The 20,480-nt window shown below is 68.9% G+C and carries 17 protein-coding genes; all 17 read right to left on the minus strand.

The genetic code is table 11. The features are described from left to right. Nucleotides 1-73 precede the first annotated feature (73 nt). Complete coding sequence (locus tag DIE23_RS03745) at nt 74-1,339, minus strand: alkaline phosphatase family protein (protein WP_124610864.1); 1,266 nt, start codon at nt 1,337-1,339, stop codon at nt 74-76. Between the two features lie 230 nt (nt 1,340-1,569). Next, nucleotides 1,570-3,624 carry a Na/Pi cotransporter family protein gene (locus DIE23_RS03750; protein ID WP_124610865.1) on the minus strand — a complete coding sequence of 685 codons (2,055 nt, stop codon included), beginning with the start codon at nt 3,622-3,624 and terminating at the stop codon, nt 1,570-1,572. Between the two features lie 689 nt (nt 3,625-4,313). Further along, complete coding sequence (infA, locus tag DIE23_RS03755; protein WP_011355053.1) at nt 4,314-4,577, minus strand: translation initiation factor IF-1; 264 nt, start codon at nt 4,575-4,577, stop codon at nt 4,314-4,316. Between the two features lie 462 nt (nt 4,578-5,039). Then, on the minus strand, nt 5,040-5,243 hold the full coding sequence (locus DIE23_RS03760) for a cold-shock protein (RefSeq protein WP_124610866.1): 204 nt from the start codon (nt 5,241-5,243) through the stop codon (nt 5,040-5,042). 290 nt (nt 5,244-5,533) lie between these two features. Next, a complete protein-coding gene (locus DIE23_RS03765) occupies nt 5,534-6,613 on the minus strand; it encodes a Rieske 2Fe-2S domain-containing protein (RefSeq protein WP_124610867.1) in 1,080 nt (359 codons plus the stop codon). 69 nt (nt 6,614-6,682) lie between these two features. Then, nucleotides 6,683-9,151, minus strand: a complete 2,469-nt coding sequence (locus DIE23_RS03770) for an MMPL family transporter (RefSeq protein ID WP_124610868.1) — start codon at nt 9,149-9,151, stop codon at nt 6,683-6,685. Nucleotides 9,152-9,250: 99 nt separating this feature from the next. Next, a complete protein-coding gene (locus DIE23_RS03775; protein ID WP_124610869.1) occupies nt 9,251-10,210 on the minus strand; it encodes a sialidase in 960 nt (319 codons plus the stop codon). Nucleotides 10,211-10,375: 165 nt separating this feature from the next. Next, entirely contained in the window at nt 10,376-11,581 is a 1,206-nt protein-coding gene (locus DIE23_RS03780) for an acetyl-CoA C-acyltransferase (RefSeq protein WP_124610870.1), read from the minus strand. Between the two features lie 23 nt (nt 11,582-11,604). Continuing rightward, on the minus strand, nt 11,605-12,090 hold the full coding sequence (locus DIE23_RS03785; protein WP_124611037.1) for a MaoC family dehydratase: 486 nt from the start codon (nt 12,088-12,090) through the stop codon (nt 11,605-11,607). Next, entirely contained in the window at nt 12,090-12,890 is an 801-nt protein-coding gene (locus tag DIE23_RS03790; protein ID WP_124610871.1) for an SDR family oxidoreductase, read from the minus strand. The genes DIE23_RS03785 and DIE23_RS03790 overlap by 1 nt, the downstream gene beginning before the upstream one ends. Continuing rightward, a complete protein-coding gene (locus DIE23_RS03795; protein ID WP_124610872.1) occupies nt 12,887-14,089 on the minus strand; it encodes an acyl-CoA dehydrogenase family protein in 1,203 nt (400 codons plus the stop codon). Before DIE23_RS03795 ends, DIE23_RS03790 begins: the two co-directional genes overlap by 4 nt. Continuing rightward, nucleotides 14,086-15,327, minus strand: a complete 1,242-nt coding sequence (locus DIE23_RS03800; protein WP_124610873.1) for an acyl-CoA dehydrogenase family protein — start codon at nt 15,325-15,327, stop codon at nt 14,086-14,088. Before DIE23_RS03800 ends, DIE23_RS03795 begins: the two co-directional genes overlap by 4 nt. A 2-nt stretch (nt 15,328-15,329) precedes the next feature. Continuing rightward, nucleotides 15,330-16,208: an SDR family oxidoreductase gene (locus tag DIE23_RS03805; RefSeq protein ID WP_124610874.1), complete on the minus strand. Its 879-nt coding sequence runs from the start codon at nt 16,206-16,208 to the stop codon at nt 15,330-15,332. A gap of 41 nt (nt 16,209-16,249) precedes the next feature. Next, nucleotides 16,250-17,401 carry an acetyl-CoA C-acetyltransferase gene (locus DIE23_RS03810; protein ID WP_124610875.1) on the minus strand — a complete coding sequence of 384 codons (1,152 nt, stop codon included), beginning with the start codon at nt 17,399-17,401 and terminating at the stop codon, nt 16,250-16,252. Further along, entirely contained in the window at nt 17,398-18,468 is a 1,071-nt protein-coding gene (locus DIE23_RS03815; RefSeq protein ID WP_124610876.1) for an acyl-CoA dehydrogenase family protein, read from the minus strand. The genes DIE23_RS03810 and DIE23_RS03815 overlap by 4 nt, the downstream gene beginning before the upstream one ends. A 35-nt stretch (nt 18,469-18,503) precedes the next feature. Next, nucleotides 18,504-19,673, minus strand: coding sequence for an acyl-CoA dehydrogenase family protein (locus tag DIE23_RS03820; protein WP_124610877.1), 1,170 nt, complete (start codon nt 19,671-19,673; stop codon nt 18,504-18,506). Further along, entirely contained in the window at nt 19,670-20,473 is an 804-nt protein-coding gene (locus tag DIE23_RS03825; RefSeq protein WP_124610878.1) for an enoyl-CoA hydratase family protein, read from the minus strand. Before DIE23_RS03825 ends, DIE23_RS03820 begins: the two co-directional genes overlap by 4 nt. Between the last annotated feature and the right edge of the window lie 7 nt (nt 20,474-20,480).

Genomic DNA, 20,480 nt, shown 5'->3' on the forward strand with positions numbered 1-20,480 from the left:
CGTTGAACATTCTCCGATGCGGACGTGCATCGCCAGTAGTGGGAATCCCCTGCCTTTAGGCAGTGGGGGGACGTCAAGATCCGATCCTCACCGGGCAGTCGGTACGGCAGGTGGTGGTCACGAGCGACAGCAGGTCGTTCGCGGCACGATCGCGGTCGGTCAGCGGCGCGAGGCCGAACAGCCGCCCGAGCGTCGCGACCACCGAGCTGTGATCGTACGGCGTGTGATCGACCTTCCCGGCCGCGACCCACGGCGAAACGACGATCGCCGGCACGCGCACGCCGTACACATCGAAACCGAAGCCGCTCGCGTTCAGCGTCGCGGCCGCGCCGTCGTTCGGCGGCGGCGCCGCGCCCGGCCTGACCGAATCGTAGAAGCCGCCGTGCTCGTCGTAGACGATCACGAGCAGGCTGCTGCCCCACACCGGCGAATTGCGGATCGCGTCGTACACGCGCGCGGCGAGCTGGTCGCCGCCGGCGAGGCCGTCCATCGGATGATGCGAGCTGCCGTTCTGGTAGGTGCCGTGCACGATGTCGCCGTAGCCGGGCTCGATGAACGTGTAGCGTGCCGTATAGCCGGTCGCGAGATCGGCTTCGAAGTGCGCCAGATCGTCGACGTCGAAGAAGCTCACGCCCTTCAGCGACGCGACCTGCGGCACGTGGCCGTGCGGATCGCCCGACTGGTCCTGGTAGATGCGCCAGTTGTCGTCGCCGAGCGCGGCGAAGATCGAGCCGTTCGGATAGTGGAAGCCATCGAGCGTATCCCACCCGGCCATTTCCTCCTTGGTCGGCGAATGGTCGAGGCCGGCCGATGACGCGCCGTGCAGGAAGAAGCGGTTCGGCCAGGTCGGCCCCGGCATCGACGCATGCCAGCGCTCGCACAGCACGAACGCGTTCGCGAGCGCGTACAGCGACGGCGCGTGCGTGCGAATATCGGCGCCCTGCATGATCGTGCCCACGTTGCCCGGTTGCGGTGGCGTGCCTTCGGAATGCGACGTCGCGTAGTTCGACACGAATCCCGAGTTGTCGACGCTCGGATAGGGCCGCCCTTTCACGAACGGCACGCCGGCGCCGCAGAGCTGTTCGAGCACGTCGGTGAATTCGTGGCACGGATCGGTCGGCATCCGGTCGGGTGCGCCGCCGCCGAACGGATAGACGGTGCCGCCGTATGCGTTGCTGTCGCCCGGCGATGCCGCCGTGATATTGGCGATGCCCGACAGCGCGAACAGATGATCGAACGAGCGGTTCTCGAGCATCAGCACGAACACGTGCTTGATGCGGTCCTGAACCGACGGCGCTGCGGGAACTGAAGAAGATGCGGGGGCTGCGTCTGCACTCATGGCGCCTCCTGGCGTCGCGCGACGAATGTCCGGCTGGCACGGTCGCGGCGGCACTGAAAGCCACTGAAAGGAAAGGCACTGCCGCATGCGCGCGCCGCGAATTGCCGACGAGTGTACGACCACGCCGGCTTGCGCGTAAAGCCGTGCGCGACACGCAGCGCGTGCGGCGCGGTGAACGTCGGTCGCCGTATCAGCCGGAACGCGATCTGCAGACCCTGGCTCCCCGGCTGTCACCGCCCCTTGCTCAGAAGCACGACAACCAGGATCGCGACCAGCGCGGCAAGCCACTTCAAGCCGGCGAACACCTTGTCGAGCCTTTCCGTCAGCGCCACGACGGGGTTCCTGTCGTCCGTGCGCAGCGGCATCTGCGCTGACCGGCCATCTCCCGGCAGACTGACCTTCGGGAGATCGATGGCAAGATACACGACGTATCCGCTGGCAGTGGCCGGCGCCTTCAATGTATTGCCATCCTCGCCTGGCCTCAGGAACACGCGGAATCCCCCCGTCAGCGCAGCGCCAGGCGGGTTCGACGTGTAGACGTCCCGCAGGCAAAGCCCAGCCTTGACAGCCGTGACCTGTCCCGCCTCGACGCCGTCGGCAAGTGCCTGCATGCTGCTCGCCGGCACGTCGCACAATGCCCACCACCGAGCCGGTTCCTGCATCTCGTCATCGGACTCGTTGTAGCCGAGCCTTGCCGTGCCAAGCGGATCGTCCGAATGGGTGATGCCCAGTTCGTCCTGCAATTCGCGAAGGCCTCGCCGTTCGGTCTCGCCGACCTCGCGAGCCGCGAAGGTGATGTGTATCGTGCGCGTGTTGTTCCGCGCTTCGCCAATGATCGACAAACAGCAGTCGTCCAGACTCGCCGTCCCCTGGACATAGGTCGAAAGCGTCGAATGCGTTGTCCCGCCGGCCGGCTCCAGTCGCCTGACGACCTGGATGTCCTGCAGCGTGAGCCACAACGACTTCGCCGGGTAGTACGTCTGCACGTTGCCATCGGTGCCAAGGTGCTCGGCCGTATGGTTGGCGCCCGCCCTGATGTCGATGCGATGTCGCGCGTCCTCCTGTAGCCGCTCATCGCCTTCATGCCGGTGCCATCCATCGTAGCCGGCGAGTTGTCCGGCATCGGGGCGTGCCAGGGGTGTCCGGGGCGCAATCCTGACGTTGTCCAGAACGTCATCGCGAGTATGAACTTCCGCGACCGACGTTCCGGCACGGGCTCGTGAGCGTATCCCGTATCGCCTGTCGGCGACGGGAAGCACATCATGGGCCGCCATGCCGAGCGTGATCTCGGGCGCCTGTTCCGCGAGCGGATCGATGTACCGCGATCGAGGCGCGTCCGAGACCTTCACGAGCGAAGGAAGCAGTCGGGTCAACAGGTTTGAATACGGGACAAGCAGCGGCAGGAACAGGCCGGCCAGCGACAGGTTGAACAGCGTGTGGAAATCGGCCACCACCCGCCCATCGTCCGGTTCGATCCTGACCATGACGCAGCCGATCGGCGTCAGTGCGGCGAGCGCAATCACCACGCCGACCGACAGAATGAGCAGCGTGCCGACCGGCACGTACCTGGAGGCCGGATCGTGTGTGGCAGTCTCCTCCAGCACCGGGCGGATGGCCGCGCCCAGGTTTGCACCCAGCACCAGTGCGAAAGCCGTATCGGGCGGAACGACGTTTTGCGCGCAGAGCGACATGATCAGGAGAACGATCGCGACGTTCGAATCGGCGGCCCAGGTCAGGCCGGCCGCCAGCAAGACGTCGATCAGCGGTACGGTGGAAGCGTCGCTCAGCAACATCCGAAGACTCGGCGCGTCCTCGTAATCCGTCATCAACTCCTGCAGATGATGCAGTGCGAGCAGCAGCAGGCCCAGACCGATGAGCGTGCGCCCCAACTCATGTGCGCAGGTGTTCGATACCTTGCGGAACATCAGCACGCCAACGAGTATCAGGGCGGGCGACACGGCCTGGACTTCGAACGAAAGCACCTGCACGAGCAACGTCGTGCCCACGTTCGCGCCGAGCACGACAGCCAGTGCCGGGACAAGGCCGACGCGCCCCTGCGCAGCGAGTTCGCTCGTCATGACCGCGGTCGTCGTACTACTCTGCAGCACCGCTGTTACGCCCATGCCGCCGAAGAAGGCCGGGAGCCGTCCGTAAAGTGCCCGTTCCAGCAGCGACCGCAGGCCAGCGCCGAATGCGCGCTGCATGCCGGTCTGAAGCATCTGCGTCCCGAGCAGCACCAGCGCAATCGAGCCGGCGAGATCGACCAGCGTGAACGTGAATGTCATGACTCTGGGCCCCAGACGCCGACCGGTTGTTCTTGTCACGTTCCCCGTATTGAAGTTCGCTCACGCCCCTGGCCGGAGGGCCAGGAAAGGCGAACTCGAATGCGTCTTGTCAGACGGAGAAACGCACGACCGGACCGTGGATCAAGCGACGGGCCTTCCCCCGAAGAGTCCGTGCTCCACGTTACGGTCGCCCACGGCGGTTTCCATGAAATCACGCGCGTGCAGGCACATTCCCCATTGCAAGTGGCGTGCCACCGATGCGAGTTGGTTGCGCACGGCGACTTGAAACCGGAAATACCGAGATCGGCACGTCGGGCGAATGAATGTGTTTCAGCATTGCTACAGGCCTGCATCGCTCATGCGTCGACCCAGGTTGATTGCCGCCATCACGGGCGCCCGGCGACCGTGTGGTGGCGTCAAGGTCATGAGCGGACCGAGCACGCCGCGTTTCTGGACGCATCGGCTCGTTTCGAAATTGAAACGCGCGATGCGACACGTGGACGGGTACAGCTGGGAGGGGGTAGCGCGCGCCGTGGGTTGGCAGTCTTCAGCGGTGGCTCGCCAACGTCGAACCGCAAGCGAGACCGACGAACGGCGCGACCCGCGCCGTCCATCCGGTGTGCCCGGCCGCATGACAGGGCCGGACGGGTTTCGATCGGTGCGGCGTTGCGCTGCCCGATCGCTACTGCTTAGCGACGCGGTTGCCCGGTGCGCGGCGGACGCGGCGAATTCGCGTCCTTGTGGCGGAAGTTGATGCGACCCTTCGTCAGGTCGTACACGGACAGTTCCAGCGTCACACGGTCACCCGCGAGAATGCGGATGTGGTTCTTGCGCATGCGGCCCGACGCGTACGCGCCGACCACGACGCCGTTTTCCAGCGTGACACGGTATTTGCTGTCCGGCAGCACTTCGTCGACGATTCCGTCCAGTTCCAGCAGTTCTTCTTTTGCCAAACCAATTCCTCCAGACAAGGTGAATGACCGCGGCCGCGGCGAGCTCACCGGCGCCGTGCCCCGCAACGGGACGGCGGCCGGCAGGATGCCGGGGATCAACTCGTTCAGACGGGCGACGGGCCCGTCTTGCAATCGGAGCCCGGCGCATTGCGGCGGTCGGGCGGTCGGTGGCGGCGGTGCGATCAGCACCGCGCAAAGTCGGGACCGCGCCGCGTGCGGCATGGCGACGGTCTACTCGGGTTGCAGCATGGGCCGCTGGCGACGCGGCGAGCGCTTCGCGAGGGCGTTGAATCGCACGTCGTACGGACCTGCGATGGATGAGGGAAGCACACGACCGATGCATCGTGATGACCGCGATGCATCGGTCGTGTGCGTCGGAACGCGCAGGATGCCGGGTCAGGCCGGCATCCGCGCGAGATCCGTCCGGCAGCGGCCGCGCACTGGCGGCCCTGCCGACGCGGCTTACAGCGGCGTGATGTTCGACGCTTGCAGACCCTTCGGGCCACGCTTCACTTCGTAGCTGACCTTCTGGCCTTCGGCCAGGGTCTTGAAGCCCGTGCCGCGAATTTCCGAGAAATGGGCGAACAGATCGTCGCCGCCGTTGTCCGGGGAGATGAAACCAAAGCCCTTGGTTTCGTTGAACCACTTGACGGTACCGGTATCCACAAATACTTCCTTAATACGATTGATACGAATATTGAACATGCGCCCGTGACGGGCACAGAAAGAATCAAAAGAGGGAGAGACCAACGACTGCCGCACGGTGTGCGGCCAATGATGAGCAATCGAACTTCTTGAAGACTTCGGTCTCGGACACTACGCGGTGCAGGCCGATCCGTCAAGCTCTTTCGGTGCGACGCAGGCGCGCGGCGGTGCGCGCGCCTTGCCTGGCGGGCGTGGGCGGCGATCGGGAGGCGAAACGATACGCCCCCTTTTTTGCCGCGCGTCGCCGCGGGTTACCGCGGTTCGAACACGTGATGCAGCGGCGGCGGCGCGTCGCCGTCGCGGATCTTCATCTCGAACGTCTTGCGCGCGACGCTCGACGGCCGCACGTCGGCCGCGTCCAGGTAGAACTGTGAATACCAGTCACGCATCTGGTACAGCGGCCCGTCGCCTTCGCACAGCAGCGGGTTGTCGATGCGCGTCTTGCTGTGCCAGATGTCGACATCCTCGTAGAACGCGCGCTGCGCTTCCTTCACGTACGCGTTCGCGATCTCCAGGTTCTGCGCGTCGCTCAGGCCGGCCACCTTCTTCACGATCACGCCGTAGCGCAGCTCGAATCTGTTCATGTCGATCGGCACGTGGCAGTTCAGCAGCACCGAATGGATCGGCTGCCCGCCGCTCTGCCCCGTCATCTGCGTGATGTGCACGGCTGGCCCGAAATACGTCGACAGCGCGGTCAGGCTGTCGCCGCCGAGCTTCTCGCTGCGCCCGACCATCAGTTGCGTCGCCTTGTGATCCTCGAACAGGTTCGCGAAATAGTCGATCGGCGCGTGGTGCACGGTCGCGAAGTGCGCGACGTCCGAGATGTTGTCGACCAGTTCGCGACAGTTGGCCTGGATCACCATCTTGTCGACGACCCAGTCCGACCATTCGTCGGAGAAGCACACGTCGAGGCGCGGAATCGCGACTTCCGGCGGCGGCGCATTGCCTTCCGGGTCGTTCCACACGAACAGCAGGTTGTTCTCCTCGCAGGTCGGCCACGCGCCGATCCGCGCCTTCGGCGGGATCCGCTTGCAGTACGGGATCGACGCGCACTGCCCTTCGCCATTCCACGCCCAGCCGTGGAACGGGCAGACGAGATGGTCGCCTTCGACCGTGCCGAGGCTCAGGTCGGCGCCCATGTGCGGGCAGTACGCGTCGACGACGTTGATCCTGCCGGTCGAATCGGCGAACGCGGCGAGCTTGCGGCCGAAGATGTTCAGCGTGTGCGGCTGGCCGTCCTTGTAGTCGCGGGCGAGCCCGAGGCAGTGCCAGCCGCGCGCATAGCGCTGCGCGAGCGGCTGGGCTTCGATCTTGTAAGGGCGTGCGGACATGTGGGTTGACTCCTCCTTGAGGGACGCGCGGCGGCCCGCCGCGCACCGGGGTAATGGGGGGTGCGTCGCTCAGCGCACCGGATTGCCGGGTTCGAGCGCGCGCGCCGGCTTGAGCGCGGGTGTCGGCGCGGCTTGCGCGGACGGCTGCGATTGCGGCGACACGCGGCGCTCGGCGCGCTCGACGCCGAGCCATGCAGCCAGCGCGGGCAGCAGGAACACCGCGCCGAACAGGTTCACGAGGAACATGAACGCGAGCAGCACGCCCATGTCGACCTGGAACTTCAGCGCGGAGAACGCCCACGTGCCGACGCCGATGAACATCGTGACGGCCGTGAACAGCGCCGCGGTGCCGCGCTGGCGCATCGCGTCGGCGAACGCGTCCGGCAGCGTCGCGCCGTGGCGGATGTCGTGCTGCAGGCGTTCGTACAGATAGATCCCGTAGTCGACGCCGACGCCGACGCCGAGCGTGATCACCGGCAGCGTCGCGACCTTCAGCCCGATGCCGAGCCGCGCCATCACCGCGTTGCACAGGATCGACACCAGCGTGAGCGGCACGATGATGCACAGCACCGCGCGCCACGAGCGGAACGTGACCGCGCAGAGCAGCGCGATCGCGCCGAAGATCGACAGCAGCATCGCGACCTCCGCGTCGCCGACCGCCTCGTTGGTCGCGGCCATCACGCCGACGTTGCCGCCCGCGAGCCGGAACGCGACGTTCGGCACCGGGTTCTCGGCCGCGTAGCGCTTGATCTCGTCGACGATGTGCGCGATGGTCGTGCCTTCGTGGTTCTGCGTGTAGATCAGCACCTGGATCGCCTTGCAGTTCGCGGTGTTCATCCCGTTGTCGGGATCGAACGCATTCGAGCCCTGCGTGAGCCCGTCGCTGGAGCGCGGCAGCGCGGCCCAGCGCGGGTTGCCTTCGTTGAACGCGGCGATGAACACCTTGCCCTGCGACGACACGCTCGTCACCGACTGCACGCCGGCCACGCCGCGCAGGGTCATCTCGAACTTCTCGATCGCGCTCATCACCGGGTAATGCAGGCAGGCGTCGTCGAAGCCGGTCGCCTCGACGATCACCGACAGCACGTCGACGCCGATGTTGTATTGGTGCGTGATCGCCGCGTTGTCGACGTTGTAGCGCGAGTTCGCGCGCAGCTCCGGCGCGCCGGTGCCGATGTCGCCGATCTCCAGCTTGCGCGACTCGAGCGTGCCGTACGCGAGCAGCGCGAGCGCCACCGCGAACACGCCGAGCGCGGGCGCCGGCCGCGCGAACACCGCGAAGCGCGACCACTTCCCGCTGCCGCCGGCCGCCGCCGCGCGCTGCGCACGCGCCAGCGTGCCGCGCTCGAGGCGCGTGTACGACAGCAGGATCGGCAGGAACACCTTGTTGGTGACGATCATCAGCAGCACGCCGAGGCATGCGGTGATGCCGAGCTCGCGCACGATGTCGATCCTGATCCGCATGATCACCATGAAGCCGAGCGCGTTGGTCAGCAACGCGACCGTGCCCGGCACGAACAGCTTGCGGAACGCGTCGCGCGCGGCCTCGACCGGCGCCGCGCCGCGCACCAGCGCCTGCTTCCACGCATTGGTCATCTGCACCGCGTGCGACACGCCGATCGAGAAGATCAGGAACGGCACGAGGATCGACATCGGGTCGATGCCGAGCCCGAGCAGCGGCAGCGCGCCGAGCAGCCAGACGACCGGCAGCAGCGCGACCACGAGCGCGAGCACGGTGGTCTTCAGCGAGCGCGTATAGGCGAACAGCAGCGCGGCCGTCACGAGGAACGCCAGCGCGAAGAACGCCATCACGCCGGCGATCCCGGCCTCGACGTCGCCCACCAGCTTCGCGAAGCCGATGATGTTCACGTCGATGCCCTGCTTCGCGTAGCGCGCGCGGATCTCCTCGAGCTGGCGCGCGACCGCGCTGTAGTCGAGCCGCTTGCCGGTGGCCGGATCGGTCTCGCGCAGTTCCGCGCGGATCAGCGCCGACTTCAGGTCGTTGCCGACCAGCCGGCCGATCTGCCCGGAGCGCGCGACGTTGCGGCGCACCTTCGCGAGATCGTCCGGGTTCGCGCTCGAGAACTGGCCGGGCACGACCACGTCGCCGCGAAAGCCGGCTTCGGTCACCTCCGTGTAGTGGACGTTCGGCGTGAACAGCGAGAACACGCGCGAGCGGTTCACGCCGGGGATGAAGAACACGTCGTCGGTCGCGTGGCGCAGCGCGTCCATGAACGCCTGGTTGTAGATGTCGCCGTCGCCCTTCCAGCGCAGGCTGACGAGGATCGTGTTCGCGCCGGGGAACGCCCCGGCGTAGCGCTCGAACACCTGCATGTACGGGTGCTGCATCGGGATCATCTTGTTGAAGCCCGGATCGAGCTTCAGGCGCGTCGCGGACAGGCCGAGCGCTAGCGTCACCGCGACGCACAGCAGCATCAGCAGCCGGCGCTGCCGGATGATCGTGTCGGCGCAGCGCTCGACGAACGCGGCGAGGCGCGACGCGGGAACGGCTTCAGTGGGGCGTGACAGGTCGTTCATGGATTTCTCGGGTCGGAACGGACGGGACAGGCGTTGCGGACGATGCGGGTCGGCGCGGCGAGGCGAACGGATGCAGGCGGCGGCAACCGCCGCCGCGCATCAGGACGGCGACGCGGCAAGCGGTGCGACGCCGGCCTCGCCGCCGAGCAGCAGCGCGCCGCGCCCCATGTCGAGCACGGCCGCGAGGCTCTGCACACCGCCGAGCTTGCGCACGTCGAAGGTCAGGCCGCCGTCGCGCGACGCGACGATCGCGCCGCCCTGACCGACCAGCACGAGTGCGCCGTCGGCCAGCTGGGTCGCGCCGAAGTACGACACCGGCACGTGGCTGTCGACGTGCGTCCAGGTCGCGCCGCGATCGGTGCTGCGCAGCACGTTGCCGCGCATGCCGTACGCGACCCAGTCGCCGTTCGCGAGCATCAGCGCGCCGAACAGCGAGCCTGCGTAGGGCGACGGCAGCTTGTCCCAGGTCGCGCCGTCGTCGGTCGAGCGCAGCAGCGTGCCGCTCTCGCCCGCGATCAGCAGGCTGCCGTGGCCGTCGCCGACGATCGCATTCAGGTGGCGGTCGCCCGCCGGCGTCTTCAGCGGCTGCCACGTGAGCCCCGCATCGTCCGAGCGCAGCAGCTGGCCGAAGCTGCCGGCCGCGAACAGCGGGCCGTTCGCGCTGCCCCACACGGACAGCAGCGGATCGGAATGCGCGTTGTCGCTGTGGACCTCGCGCCAGTGCACGCCCGCGTCGTCGCTGCGCACGATCCGGCCGTCGTGGCCGACCGCGATGCCGAGCGTCGGCGTGATGAAGCTCACCTGCGTGAGCGTCGAGCCCTGGTCGGGCGTGACCGACGCCGGCCGCCAGTGGGCGCCCGAGTCATCGCTCAACAGGATCACGCCACGCTCGCCGACCGCGACGATGCGCGTGCCGGCGCGGGCGAGCCCGTTGATCTGCAGGCGGTCCGCATGGATCTCGGTGACCGGGAACGCCGGCAGCGGGCGCGGCGAAAACGCGAACAGCGCGGCGCCGAGCACGAGCGCCGACATCGCGAGCCCTGGCAAAGTACGTTTCATGGGTTGTCTCCTGTCTTTGCGTCGGCCCGGGCACGCCGACGCGCTCGCCCTGCCGCTGCAAGTCTCCGGGCCGACGGTCGTTGCCGCGGCCTCGAATGGTCCCGAATGGATGGCGGCCGAACCGGGGTGTCGGCTCGGCTGCCGGTGTGCCTGCCTCGCCTGTCGTTACGCGCCGACCTCGAACAGCGCGGCGGCACCCATCCCGCCGCCGATGCACATCGTCACGACCGCATGCCGCACGCCGCGGCGCGCGCCTTCGAGCAGCGCGTGCATCGTCATCCGCGTGCCCGACATCCCGAACGGGTGGCCGAGCGCGATCGCGCCGCCGTCGACGTTCAGCCGCTCGTCGGGGATGCCGAGCGTGTCGCGGCAATACAGCGCCTGGCACGCGAACGCCTCGTTCAGCTCCCACAGCCCGACGTCGCGCACGGTCATCCCGAAGCGCGCCAGCAGCTTCGGAATCGCGAACACCGGGCCTATGCCCATCTCGTCCGGCTCGCAGCCGGCCACCGCGAGGCCGCGGAACGTGCCGAGCGGCGCGAGCCCGCGACGCGCGGCCTCGGCGCGCGACATCACGACCACCGCCGCCGCGCCGTCCGACAGTTGCGACGCATTGCCGGCCGTCACGAACTCGCCCTGCTCGACGACCTTGCCGCCGCTCCACGACGGCTTGAGCCCCGCGAGCCGTTCGGCCGTCGTATCGGCGCGCACGCCTTCGTCGCGCGCCGCGCGCACGTCCTCGAAGCCGGCCGGGTTGCCTTCCTTGTCGAACAGCGCGCGCCGCACGTCGAGCGGCGCGAGTTCCGCGTCGAAGCGGCCGGCCGCCTGCGCGTCGGCCGTGCGCTGGTGGCTCTGCAGCGCGAACTCGTCCTGCGCCGCACGCGAGATCCCGTAGCGGCGCGACACGATCTCGGCCGTTTCCATCATCGCCATGTACGCGGCCGGCTGGTGATCGAGCACAGCCTGCGAACGCGCGCGGTGACCGTTCTTGTGCTTATTCTGCGTGAGCGAGATCGATTCGACGCCGCCCGCGACGACGATCCGCGCGTCGCCCGCGCCGATGCTGCGCGCGGCGCTCGCGATCGACATCAGGCCCGACGAGCACATCCGGTCGATCGCCATGCCGGGCACCGACGCCGGCAGCCCGGCCGCCGCGGCCGACAGGCGGCCGATGTTGTAGCCCTGCGTGCCCTGCTGCGCGGCGCAGCCGATCAGCACGTCGTCGACGTCGGCCGGCGCGACGCCCGCGCGTTCGAGCGCGGTGCGCACGACGTGGCCGCCCAGCGCGGGCGCCTCGGTGTCGTTGAAGATGCCGCGAAACGCCTTGCCGATCGGCGTGCGTGCGACGGATACGATGACTGCGTCTTCCATGAGCGGGCTCTCTGAATCGGTAACTAGAAGGTGTAGCGGCTGATCGTGTCGGCGACGCAGCCGGGTCGGGCCTCGCCTTCAATCTCGACGGTCACGCGGATCCACGCCTGCACGCCGCCGTCGAGCGGCTCGACGCGCAGCAGCTGGCCGACGCCGCGCACGCGTGCGCCGACCTTCACCGGCGCAGGGAAGCGGATCCTGTCGCAGCCGTAGTTGACGCCCAGCCGCGCGCCGTCGATGCGCACGATCTGCGGCAGGAAATAGCTGACGAGCGACAGCGTCAGGTAGCCGTGCGCGATGCACGCGCCAAACGGGCCGTCCTTCGCGCGCGCCGGGTCGACGTGCACCCACTGGTGGTCGCCCGTCGCGTCGGCGAAGCCGTCGATGCGGATCTGGTCGATCGCGAGCCACGCGCTCGCGCCGAGCGTGTCGCCGACGGCCGCCGCGAGTTCGCCGGGATGCGCGAACACGCGGGGCGTCGCGCGCACGGGGTCGAAGGTCGCGTCCATCATGCGTGCTGGCTGCTGACCGACAGCACTTCGCCCGTCATGTACGACGCGTAATCGCTTGCAAGGAACACCATCACGTTCGCGACCTCCCAGACTTCGGCGGCGCGCCCGAAGGCTTCGCGCGACGCCAGTTGATTCAGCAAGTCGGCCGGAGCCGACTTCTTCAGAAAATCGTGCATCGCGATGCTCGGCGCGACCGCGTTGATGCGCACCCCGTAAGGTGACGCCTCGAGCGCCGCGCAGCGCGTGAGCGCCATCACGCCCGCCTTCGCCGCCGCGTAGTGCGCCTGTTCCGCCTGCGCACGCCAGCCGAGCACCGATGCGTTGTTGACGATCGCGCCGCGGCCGCGGGCCTGCATGTGCGGCAGCATCGCGCGCGTCATCCGGAACGTCCCGGTAAGGCTAATGTCGATCACCCGCGACCATTCGGCATCGTCCATTTCGACGATGCGTTTCGCGCCGCCGAGCCCGGCGTTGTTGATCAGCACGTCGACGCCGTCGAGCTTGTCCTCGGCGTGAGCGACGAGCGCCTGCACGTCGTCCTCGACCGCGACGTTGCACAGGCGGCCGTGGATCTGCTGCAGCCCGGTTTCGGCGCGCAGCGTCGCCACGGCCTGTTCGAGGCGCTTCTCGTGGATGTCGGAGATGAACAGCGCGCGGCAGCCTTCCTCCGCGCAGCGGCGCGCCGCCGCGAAGCCGATGCCGGCACCGGCGGCGGCCGTGATCAGCACCGATTTGCCGGCAAGCAGCTGGTGGCCCGGTACGTAGGCCGGCGCTTTCTGGATCTGGGGTTCGGTCATGCTTGTTGTCCTCGCGGTTCTCTCGGCATGCCGAGCCCGCGCTCGGCCATGATGTTCAGCTGGATTTCGTTGGTGCCGGCGTAGATCGTGTCCGCACGGGAGAACAGGAATACGCGCTGCAGATGAGTGAGCTTCTCGTCGGCCGGATCGATCACGTTCGCGCGCGGCCCGAGCGCATCCATCGCGAGCTGGCCGAGGTCGCGGTGCCAGTTCGACCAGTAGTACTTGTAGATCAGCGCGTCGCGGCGCAGCGGTGCGGTGGCGCCGTTCGCGTCGTCCGCGCCCGACAGCATCCGCAGCGCGTTGTAGCGCATCACGCGCAACCCGGCCCACGCGCGGCCGATCCGCTGGCGCAGCACCGGGTCGCGATCCGCGCCCGACTCGCGCGCGGCGTCGATCACCCATTCGAGTTCGCGGACGAACTGCATCTGCTGGCCGAGCGTCGACATTCCGCGCTCGAAGCCGAGCAGCGTCATCGCGATCCGCCAGCCGTCGCCCGGCGCGCCGACCAGGTCGCGCGCTTCCGCGCGCGCGCCGTCGAAGAACACTTCGTTGAATTCAGCACCGCCGTTGAGCTGTTTGATCGGGCGGATCTCGATGCCCGGCTGGTCGAGCGGCATCAGCAGGAACGACAGCCCCTTGTTGCCCTTCGATGCCGGATCGGTGCGCGCGAGCACGAAGATCCAGTCGGAGTCGTGCGCGAGCGACGTCCACACCTTCTGGCCGTGGACGCGCCACGTGCCGTCGGCGTCCTGCTGGGCGCGCGTGCGCACGTTCGCGAGATCGGAACCGGCGCCCGGTTCCGAGTAGCCCTGGCACCAGAACTGCGTGCCGGCGAGAATCCCCGGCAGGAACCGTGCGCGCTGATCGTCGGTGCCGCACGCGACGAGCGTCGGACCCAGCAGCCCTTCGCCGATGTGGCCCATTCGCCCCGGGCCGCCCGCGCGTGCGTATTCCTCGTGGAAGATCACCTGTTCGGCGACCGTGAAGCCGCGGCCGCCCGCGTCGGTCGGCCAGCCGAGGCCGGTCCAGCCGCCCTGCGCCAGTTCCCGCTCCCACGCCTTGCGCAGGTCGGGAAACGCTTCCTCGTCTCCGGGGCCGCCGCGGTATGTCAGGCACGCGAATTCACCGGTCAGGCGCGACTGCACCCAGTCGGCGACTTCGTGCCGCAATTGCTGTTCGCGCGTTTCGCTGTTCATTGCAGTGCTCCGGTGCGCGCGGCGGACGGACGCATTGCGGTCGAAGCCGACGGCGATGCGAGCGCCGCATCGCGCTGCGACGTGCCGCCGTCGATCGCATGGCGTGCGATCCATTCGAGCAGTTGCGGCGTGCTGCCGAACTGCGCGCCCGACGCCTGCGCGCGCTTGAAATAAAGATGCGGGTCGTATTCCCACGTGAAGCCGACGCCGCCGTGCAGCTGGATCGCCTCCTGTGCGCAGAATGCATACGCATCGTTCGCGGCGGCCTTCGCAGCCGCGACGTCGGCGCGCAGCGCCGCGCCGGGCGCGCCGCTGCCGGCTTCCGCGTCCCACGCGTGGGCGGCGCCGAGCACGGCCGAACGCGCGGATTCGATCAGCACCATCATCTGCGCGCAGCGGTGCTTGACGGCCTGGAACGACGCGATCGCGCGGCCGAACTGCACGCGCTGGCCGGTGTAGTCGAGCGTCAGGTCGAGGCATTGCTGTGCGCCGCCGAGTTGTTCGGCGGCCAGCGCCAGCGCCGCGAACCATGCGGTGCGGTCGAGCAGCTGTGCGGCAACGGCGCCGCTGGCGAACAACGCATCGCGGCCCACGCGGGTTTCGTCGAACGCGACCCGCGCGATCGGCCGTGTCGCGTCGAGCGTGTCGAGCGGCGTGACGCTCACGCCGGCCACCGTCGCAACGTCGATCGCGAACAGCCCGATCGCCTGCCCTTCGTTCGCGATCCGCGCGGGGATCAGCAACAGGTCGGCGCGCGCGCCGTCGATCACCTGCTCGATCGTGCCGGACAGCGCATAGCCGCCCGCCGCTTCTTCCGCGACGATCGGCAACTGCCCGGTGCCGGCAGGAAGGTCGAACGGCAATGCCAGCGTCGCGCTGCATGCGCCTTCGGCAATCTTCGCGAGCCAGCCGGTCACGCGCGGCGTGTCGGCGCAGCCCGCCAGCGCGGTCGCCGCCAGGCACGCGGTCGAAAAATACGGCACGCATGCGACGCGCCGGCCGAGCTGCTCCATCAGCAGCGTCTGTTCGACCGCGCCGAGCCCCATCCCGCCCGCGGCTTCCGGCAACGACAGCGCGTTCCAGCCGAGTTCGCTCGCCAGCGCGGCCCACAACGTGTCGTCCCGGCCGGCCGATTGCTCGATCGCGCGGCGCACGTCGGCGGACGCGCTGCGTTCGGCGAGCACGTCGGCCGCCGCGTCGCGGATCATCGCCTGTTCGTCGGTGAGCGCCAGATCCATCGTCAGCTCCCGTACACGCGCTGCGCGGGCCGCGCATCGGCGAGCAGCCGCGCGACCGCCGGGCCGACCTCGGCCGGCGCCCAGCGCGCGCCGCGATCGACGCTCGGGCCCGTGCGCCAGCCTTCGGCGACGGCGATCATCCCGCCCGCGACCTCGAACACCTGGCCCGTCACGTCGGCCGACAGCGCGCTGCCGAGCCACACGACGAGCGGTGCGACGTTGGCCGGATCGAAATAGTCGAAGCCGCCGTCCTCGGGCTTCTTCATCATGTCGGCGAACACGCCTTCGGTCATCGACGTGCGCGCGGCCGGCGCGAGCGCGTTCACGCGCACGCCGTAGCGCTGCAGCTCGACCGCCTGCATCAGCGTGAGCGCCGCGATGCCGGCCTTCGCCGCGCCGTAGTTCGACTGGCCGATCGACCCTTGCAGCCCGGCGCCGGAACTCGTGTTGACGATGCGCGCGTCGACCGGATGGCCGGCCTTCGCGGCGTCGCGCCACACGCGCGCCAGCACGCTCGACAGGCAGAAGTGACCGCGCAGGTGCACGCGCATCACGTCGTCCCAGTCGGTTTCGGTCATGCTGGTGAACATCTTGTCGCGGCAGATGCCCGCGTTGTTGACCAGCACGTGCACGTCGCCGAACGCTTCGCGCGCGGCATCGACGATCCGCTGCGCGGTGTCGAGCGTCGTGATGTCGTCCGAATTCGCGAGCGCGCGGCCGCCACGCCGTGCGATCTCGTCGCACACGGCCTGCGCGGCCTCGTGACGGATGTCGTTGACGACGACCGCCGCGCCTTCGGCCGCGAACGCGAGCGCGTATTCGCGCCCGAGCCCGCCGCCCGCGCCGGTGATGATGACGGTGCGTCCGTTACAGATTCCCATGCTTGTGCCTCCTGGATCGCGAGATCGTGAAAGTGACGCGCTCACAGGCGCTCGATGATCGTGACGTTCGCGAGGCCGCCGCCTTCGCACATCGTCTGCAGCCCGTAACGGCCGCTGGTGCGCTCCAGTTCGTGCAGCAGCGTCGTCATCAGCCGTGCACCGGTCGCGCCGAGCGGATGGCCGAGCGCGATGCCGCCACCGTTCGGGTTGGTCTTTTCGTGCGGGAAACGCGTGTCGGCGAGCCACGCCTGCGCGACCGACGCGAACGCCTCGTTCATCTCGACGACGTCGATCTGGGACCAGTCGAGCCCGCTCTTCTTCAACGCGGCCTGGGTCGCCGGGATCGGTGCGGTAAGCATCCACAGCGGATCGTCGCCGAGCACGCTCAGGTGGTGAATGCGCGCGCGCGGCGTGAGCCCGTAGCGCTTCAGCGCCGCCTCCGACACGATCAACAGCGCGGCGGCCGCATCGCAGGTCTGGCTCGCGACGGCGGCCGTCAGCGAGCCGCCCGGCATCAGCGGTTCGAGCGTCGCCATCTTTTCCAGCGACGTATCGGGGCGCGGCGTCTCGTCGTGGAGCACGCCGTCGAGCGGCACGATTTCCCGCTTGAAATGGCCGGCCTCGATCGCCGCGACCGCGCGGCGGTGGCTTTCCAGCGCGTAGCGCTCCATCGCGTCGCGCGACAGGTTCCAGTGATCGGCGATCCGCTGCGCGGCGACGAACTGCGACACCGGTGCGTCGCCGAAGCGCGCGCGCCAGCCGGTGCTGCCCGAGAACGGGTCGTTGAAGCCGAGCGGCGCCGCGCTCGTCATCGCGGACGAGATCGGGATCTGCGTCATCGTCTGCACGCCGCCCGCGACCACCACGTCCTGCACACCGCTCATCACGGCCTGCGCGGCGAAGTGCACGGCCTGCTGCGACGAGCCACACTGGCGGTCGACCGTCACGCCCGGCACCTGCAGCGGCAGCCCGGCCGCGAGCCAGCAGGTACGCGCGATGTTGCCCGCGAGCGGGCCGATCGTGTCGACGCAGCCGAACACCACGTCGTCGTATTCGTCGGCCGGAATCGCGTTGCGTTCGACGAGCGTCTTCAGCACGAAGCCGCCGAGGTCCGCCGCATGCACGTGCGCGAGCCCGCCCTTGCGGCGGCCGGTCGGCGTGCGCAGCGCGTCGACGATATAGGCTTGTTTCATTGATTGGTTTCCTCGAAGTCGAAGGTCTGCGCGGGGCCGATCGGCAACGCGTCGCCGAGGATCGCGTCGGCCACGCGGGCCTTGTGGAATGCGGTATCGCCCCAGCTGCCGGAGAGCGCCCAGATCCGCTTCATGAAGATCTGCAGGTCGAGCTCCCACGTGTAGCCGATCGCGCCGTGCACCTGCATCGTGTGGCGCGCGGCCAGCTGCGCGGCCGACGTCGCCGCGAGCTTCGCGTGCGACACCAGCACCGCGCGCTGCGGGTGATCGTCGGCGATCGCCTGCGCGGCGCGCGCGATCACCGGCCGCGCGAACTCGTAGCGGATCGCGACGTCGGCGAGCAGGTGCTTGAGCGCCTGGTACGAGCCGATCGCCTTGCCGAACTGCTTGCGCTGCGCGCTGTAGTCGATCGCGACGTCGAGCACGCGCTGCGTGAGGCCGAGCAACTGCGCGGCGACCGCGAACGCGCCGTGATCGAGCGCGCGGTTCAGCAGCGGCGCGGCGTCATCGGCACTCGCGATGCGCGTGGCCGCCGACGGCTCCCAGTCGAGCGTGAACAGACGCCGCGACGGGTCGACGCTGTCGACCGCGCGCCACGCGCACCGCGCGGGATCGACGCGGTGCAGCTCGCCGCGGTGCTCGCACAGGAGTGCTTGCGCGACGTGCACGTCGGCCGCATACGGGTTCACCGGATGCACGAGCGCGACACGCGCGCGCCCTTCGGCGATGTCGCGCAGCAGCGCGTCGCGCCAGTCGCTGGCGGGCAGCCGCGCGAGCACGCCGGCCGACACGAGTGCCGTGTCGAGCAGCGGCTCCGGGCTGCCGAAGTAGCCGTAGGTCTGCGCGAGCAGTGCCCATTCGACTTCGGTCAGGCCGAGGCCGCCGTGCACTTCGGGCACCGACACGGCGGTCAGCCCCTGCGACGCGAACAGCGACCACAGCGCGTCGGAGCGGCCGGTCGGCGTGGCCCACAGCTCGCGGATCAGCTCCGGGGTCATCTCGGTCATCAGCAGGCGCTTCACGCTGTCCGCGAGCGCTTCCTGGTCTTCATCGAATACGAAATCCATACGATGTCCGTTCAGTGAGGGAGTCGCCGGCGCGCTTACGCGCGCGGCATGCCGAGCATCCGTTCGGCGACGATGTTGCGCTGGATCTCGTTGGTGCCCGCGTAGATCGGGCCGGCCTGCGCGAACAGGAAGCCGTCGAGCCAGTGGCCGAGCGTCGCGTGCTGCGCGGCCGTCTGCGGGACGACCTCGCCGTGCGCGCCGAGAATGTCGAGCGCGGTCTGGTGCATCCGCAGGTCGAGCTCCGACCAGAACACCTTGTTGGTGCTCGACTCCGCGCCGATATGGCCGCCCTTCAGCAGCCGGCTCGCGGTCGCGTAGGTCGACAGCGCGTACGCCTGCGCATCCATCCATGCGGACACCACGCGTTCGCGCAGCGTCGGGTCGCGGTCCGCGCTGTCGCGGTGCGCGAGATACAGGTCGCGCAGCGCCTGCGCGGTGCGCTGGAAACGCGCGGGCGAACGCAGCATCAGCCCGCGCTCGAAGCCGGCCGTCGCCATCGCGACCTGCCAGCCCGCGCCTTCGGCCGCGAGGCGGTTCTCGACCGGCACGCGCACGTCGTCGAAGAAGATTTCCGCGAAGCCCGTCTGCCCGTTCAGCTGGCGGATCGGCCGCACCGTGATGCCCGGCGTCGACAACGGCACCATCAGGAACGTGAGCCCGTGGTGGCGCGACGATTCGGGGTCGCTCCTGAACAGCCCGAACAGCCAGTCGGCCCACACCGCGCGGGTCGACCAGATCTTCTGGCCGTTGAGCACGTATTCGTCGCCGATGCGGATCGCCGTCGTGCGGATCGCGGCCATGTCCGAACCCGCGTTCGGCTCCGACCAGCCCTGCGCCCACACGTGGTCGCCGGCCGCCATCGCGGGCAGGAAGCGCGCCTTCTGCGCGTCCGTGCCGAAATCCATCAGCGTCGGGCCGAGCAGGAAGATGCCGTTCTGGTTCACGCGCATCGGTGCATCGGCCCGCCAGTACTCTTCCTCGAAGATCAGCCACTCGATCAGGTCGCAGCCGCGCCCGCCCAGCTCGCGCGGCCACGTGACCATGCTCCAGCGGCCGGAGTGCAGCGTGCGCTCCCATTCGCGGTGCGCGGCAAAGCCTTCCTCGGTGTCGAAGCTCGGCAGCCGTTCGCGCGGCACGTGCGCGGCGAGCCATTCGCGGATTTCCGCGCGGAACGCCTGCTGTTGCGGCGTATAGGTCAGTTTCATGCGCGTGCCTCCTCGGCCTGCGCGTCGAACCGCGCGTCGCGCTTCTCGACGAACGCGGCACGCGCCTCCGTCGAGTCGTTCGTCATGTACGCCTGCAGCGTGAAGCCCTGCTCCCAGCGGTACTTGTCCTCGAGATCGCCGTCCTCGACGCCGTTCAGCGCCTCCTTCGCGAGCCGCACCATCGCCGGGCTCTTCTCGGCGATCTTGCGGGCGATCGCGAGCGCTGCGTCGCGCAGCGCGTCGCGCGCGACGACCTGCTCGACCGCGCCGAGCCGGTACGCTTCGGCCGCGTCGATCATCTCGCCGGTGAAGTACATCGCGCGGACCTTCTGCACGCCGAACAGCCGCTGCAGGTGCGCGCCGCCGCCCATCGCGCCGCGGTCGATCTCCGGCACGCCGAAGCGTGCGCAATCGGCCGCGACGACGATGTCCGCCGCGCCGCAGATGCCGATCCCGCCGCCGAGCACGAAGCCGTGCACGGCCGCGATCACCGGCTTCGGGTTGCGGTGCACCGCGCGGAACGTTTCGTAGTTGCCGGCGTTGACTGCGACGATCCGCTCCGGATGTGCGGCCAGCTCCTTGATGTCGACGCCCGCGCAGAAGCCGCGGCCCTCGCCGCGCACGACGATCACGCGCACGTCGTCGTCCTCGCCGAGCGCGTCGAGTGCCCGCGCGAGCGCATGCCAGCCCTGCGCATCGAGCGCGTTCACGGGCGGATGGGCGATCACCAGTTCGGCGATGCCGTCGGCGCGCGCGATCCGGAACGGCGTCGCGCCGGCCGGTTGTTTGGATGTTGTCATCTCTGCT

It is taken from the genome of Burkholderia sp. Bp9143, from assembly GCF_003853645.1.
Taxonomy (GTDB): Bacteria; Pseudomonadota; Gammaproteobacteria; order Burkholderiales; family Burkholderiaceae; genus Burkholderia.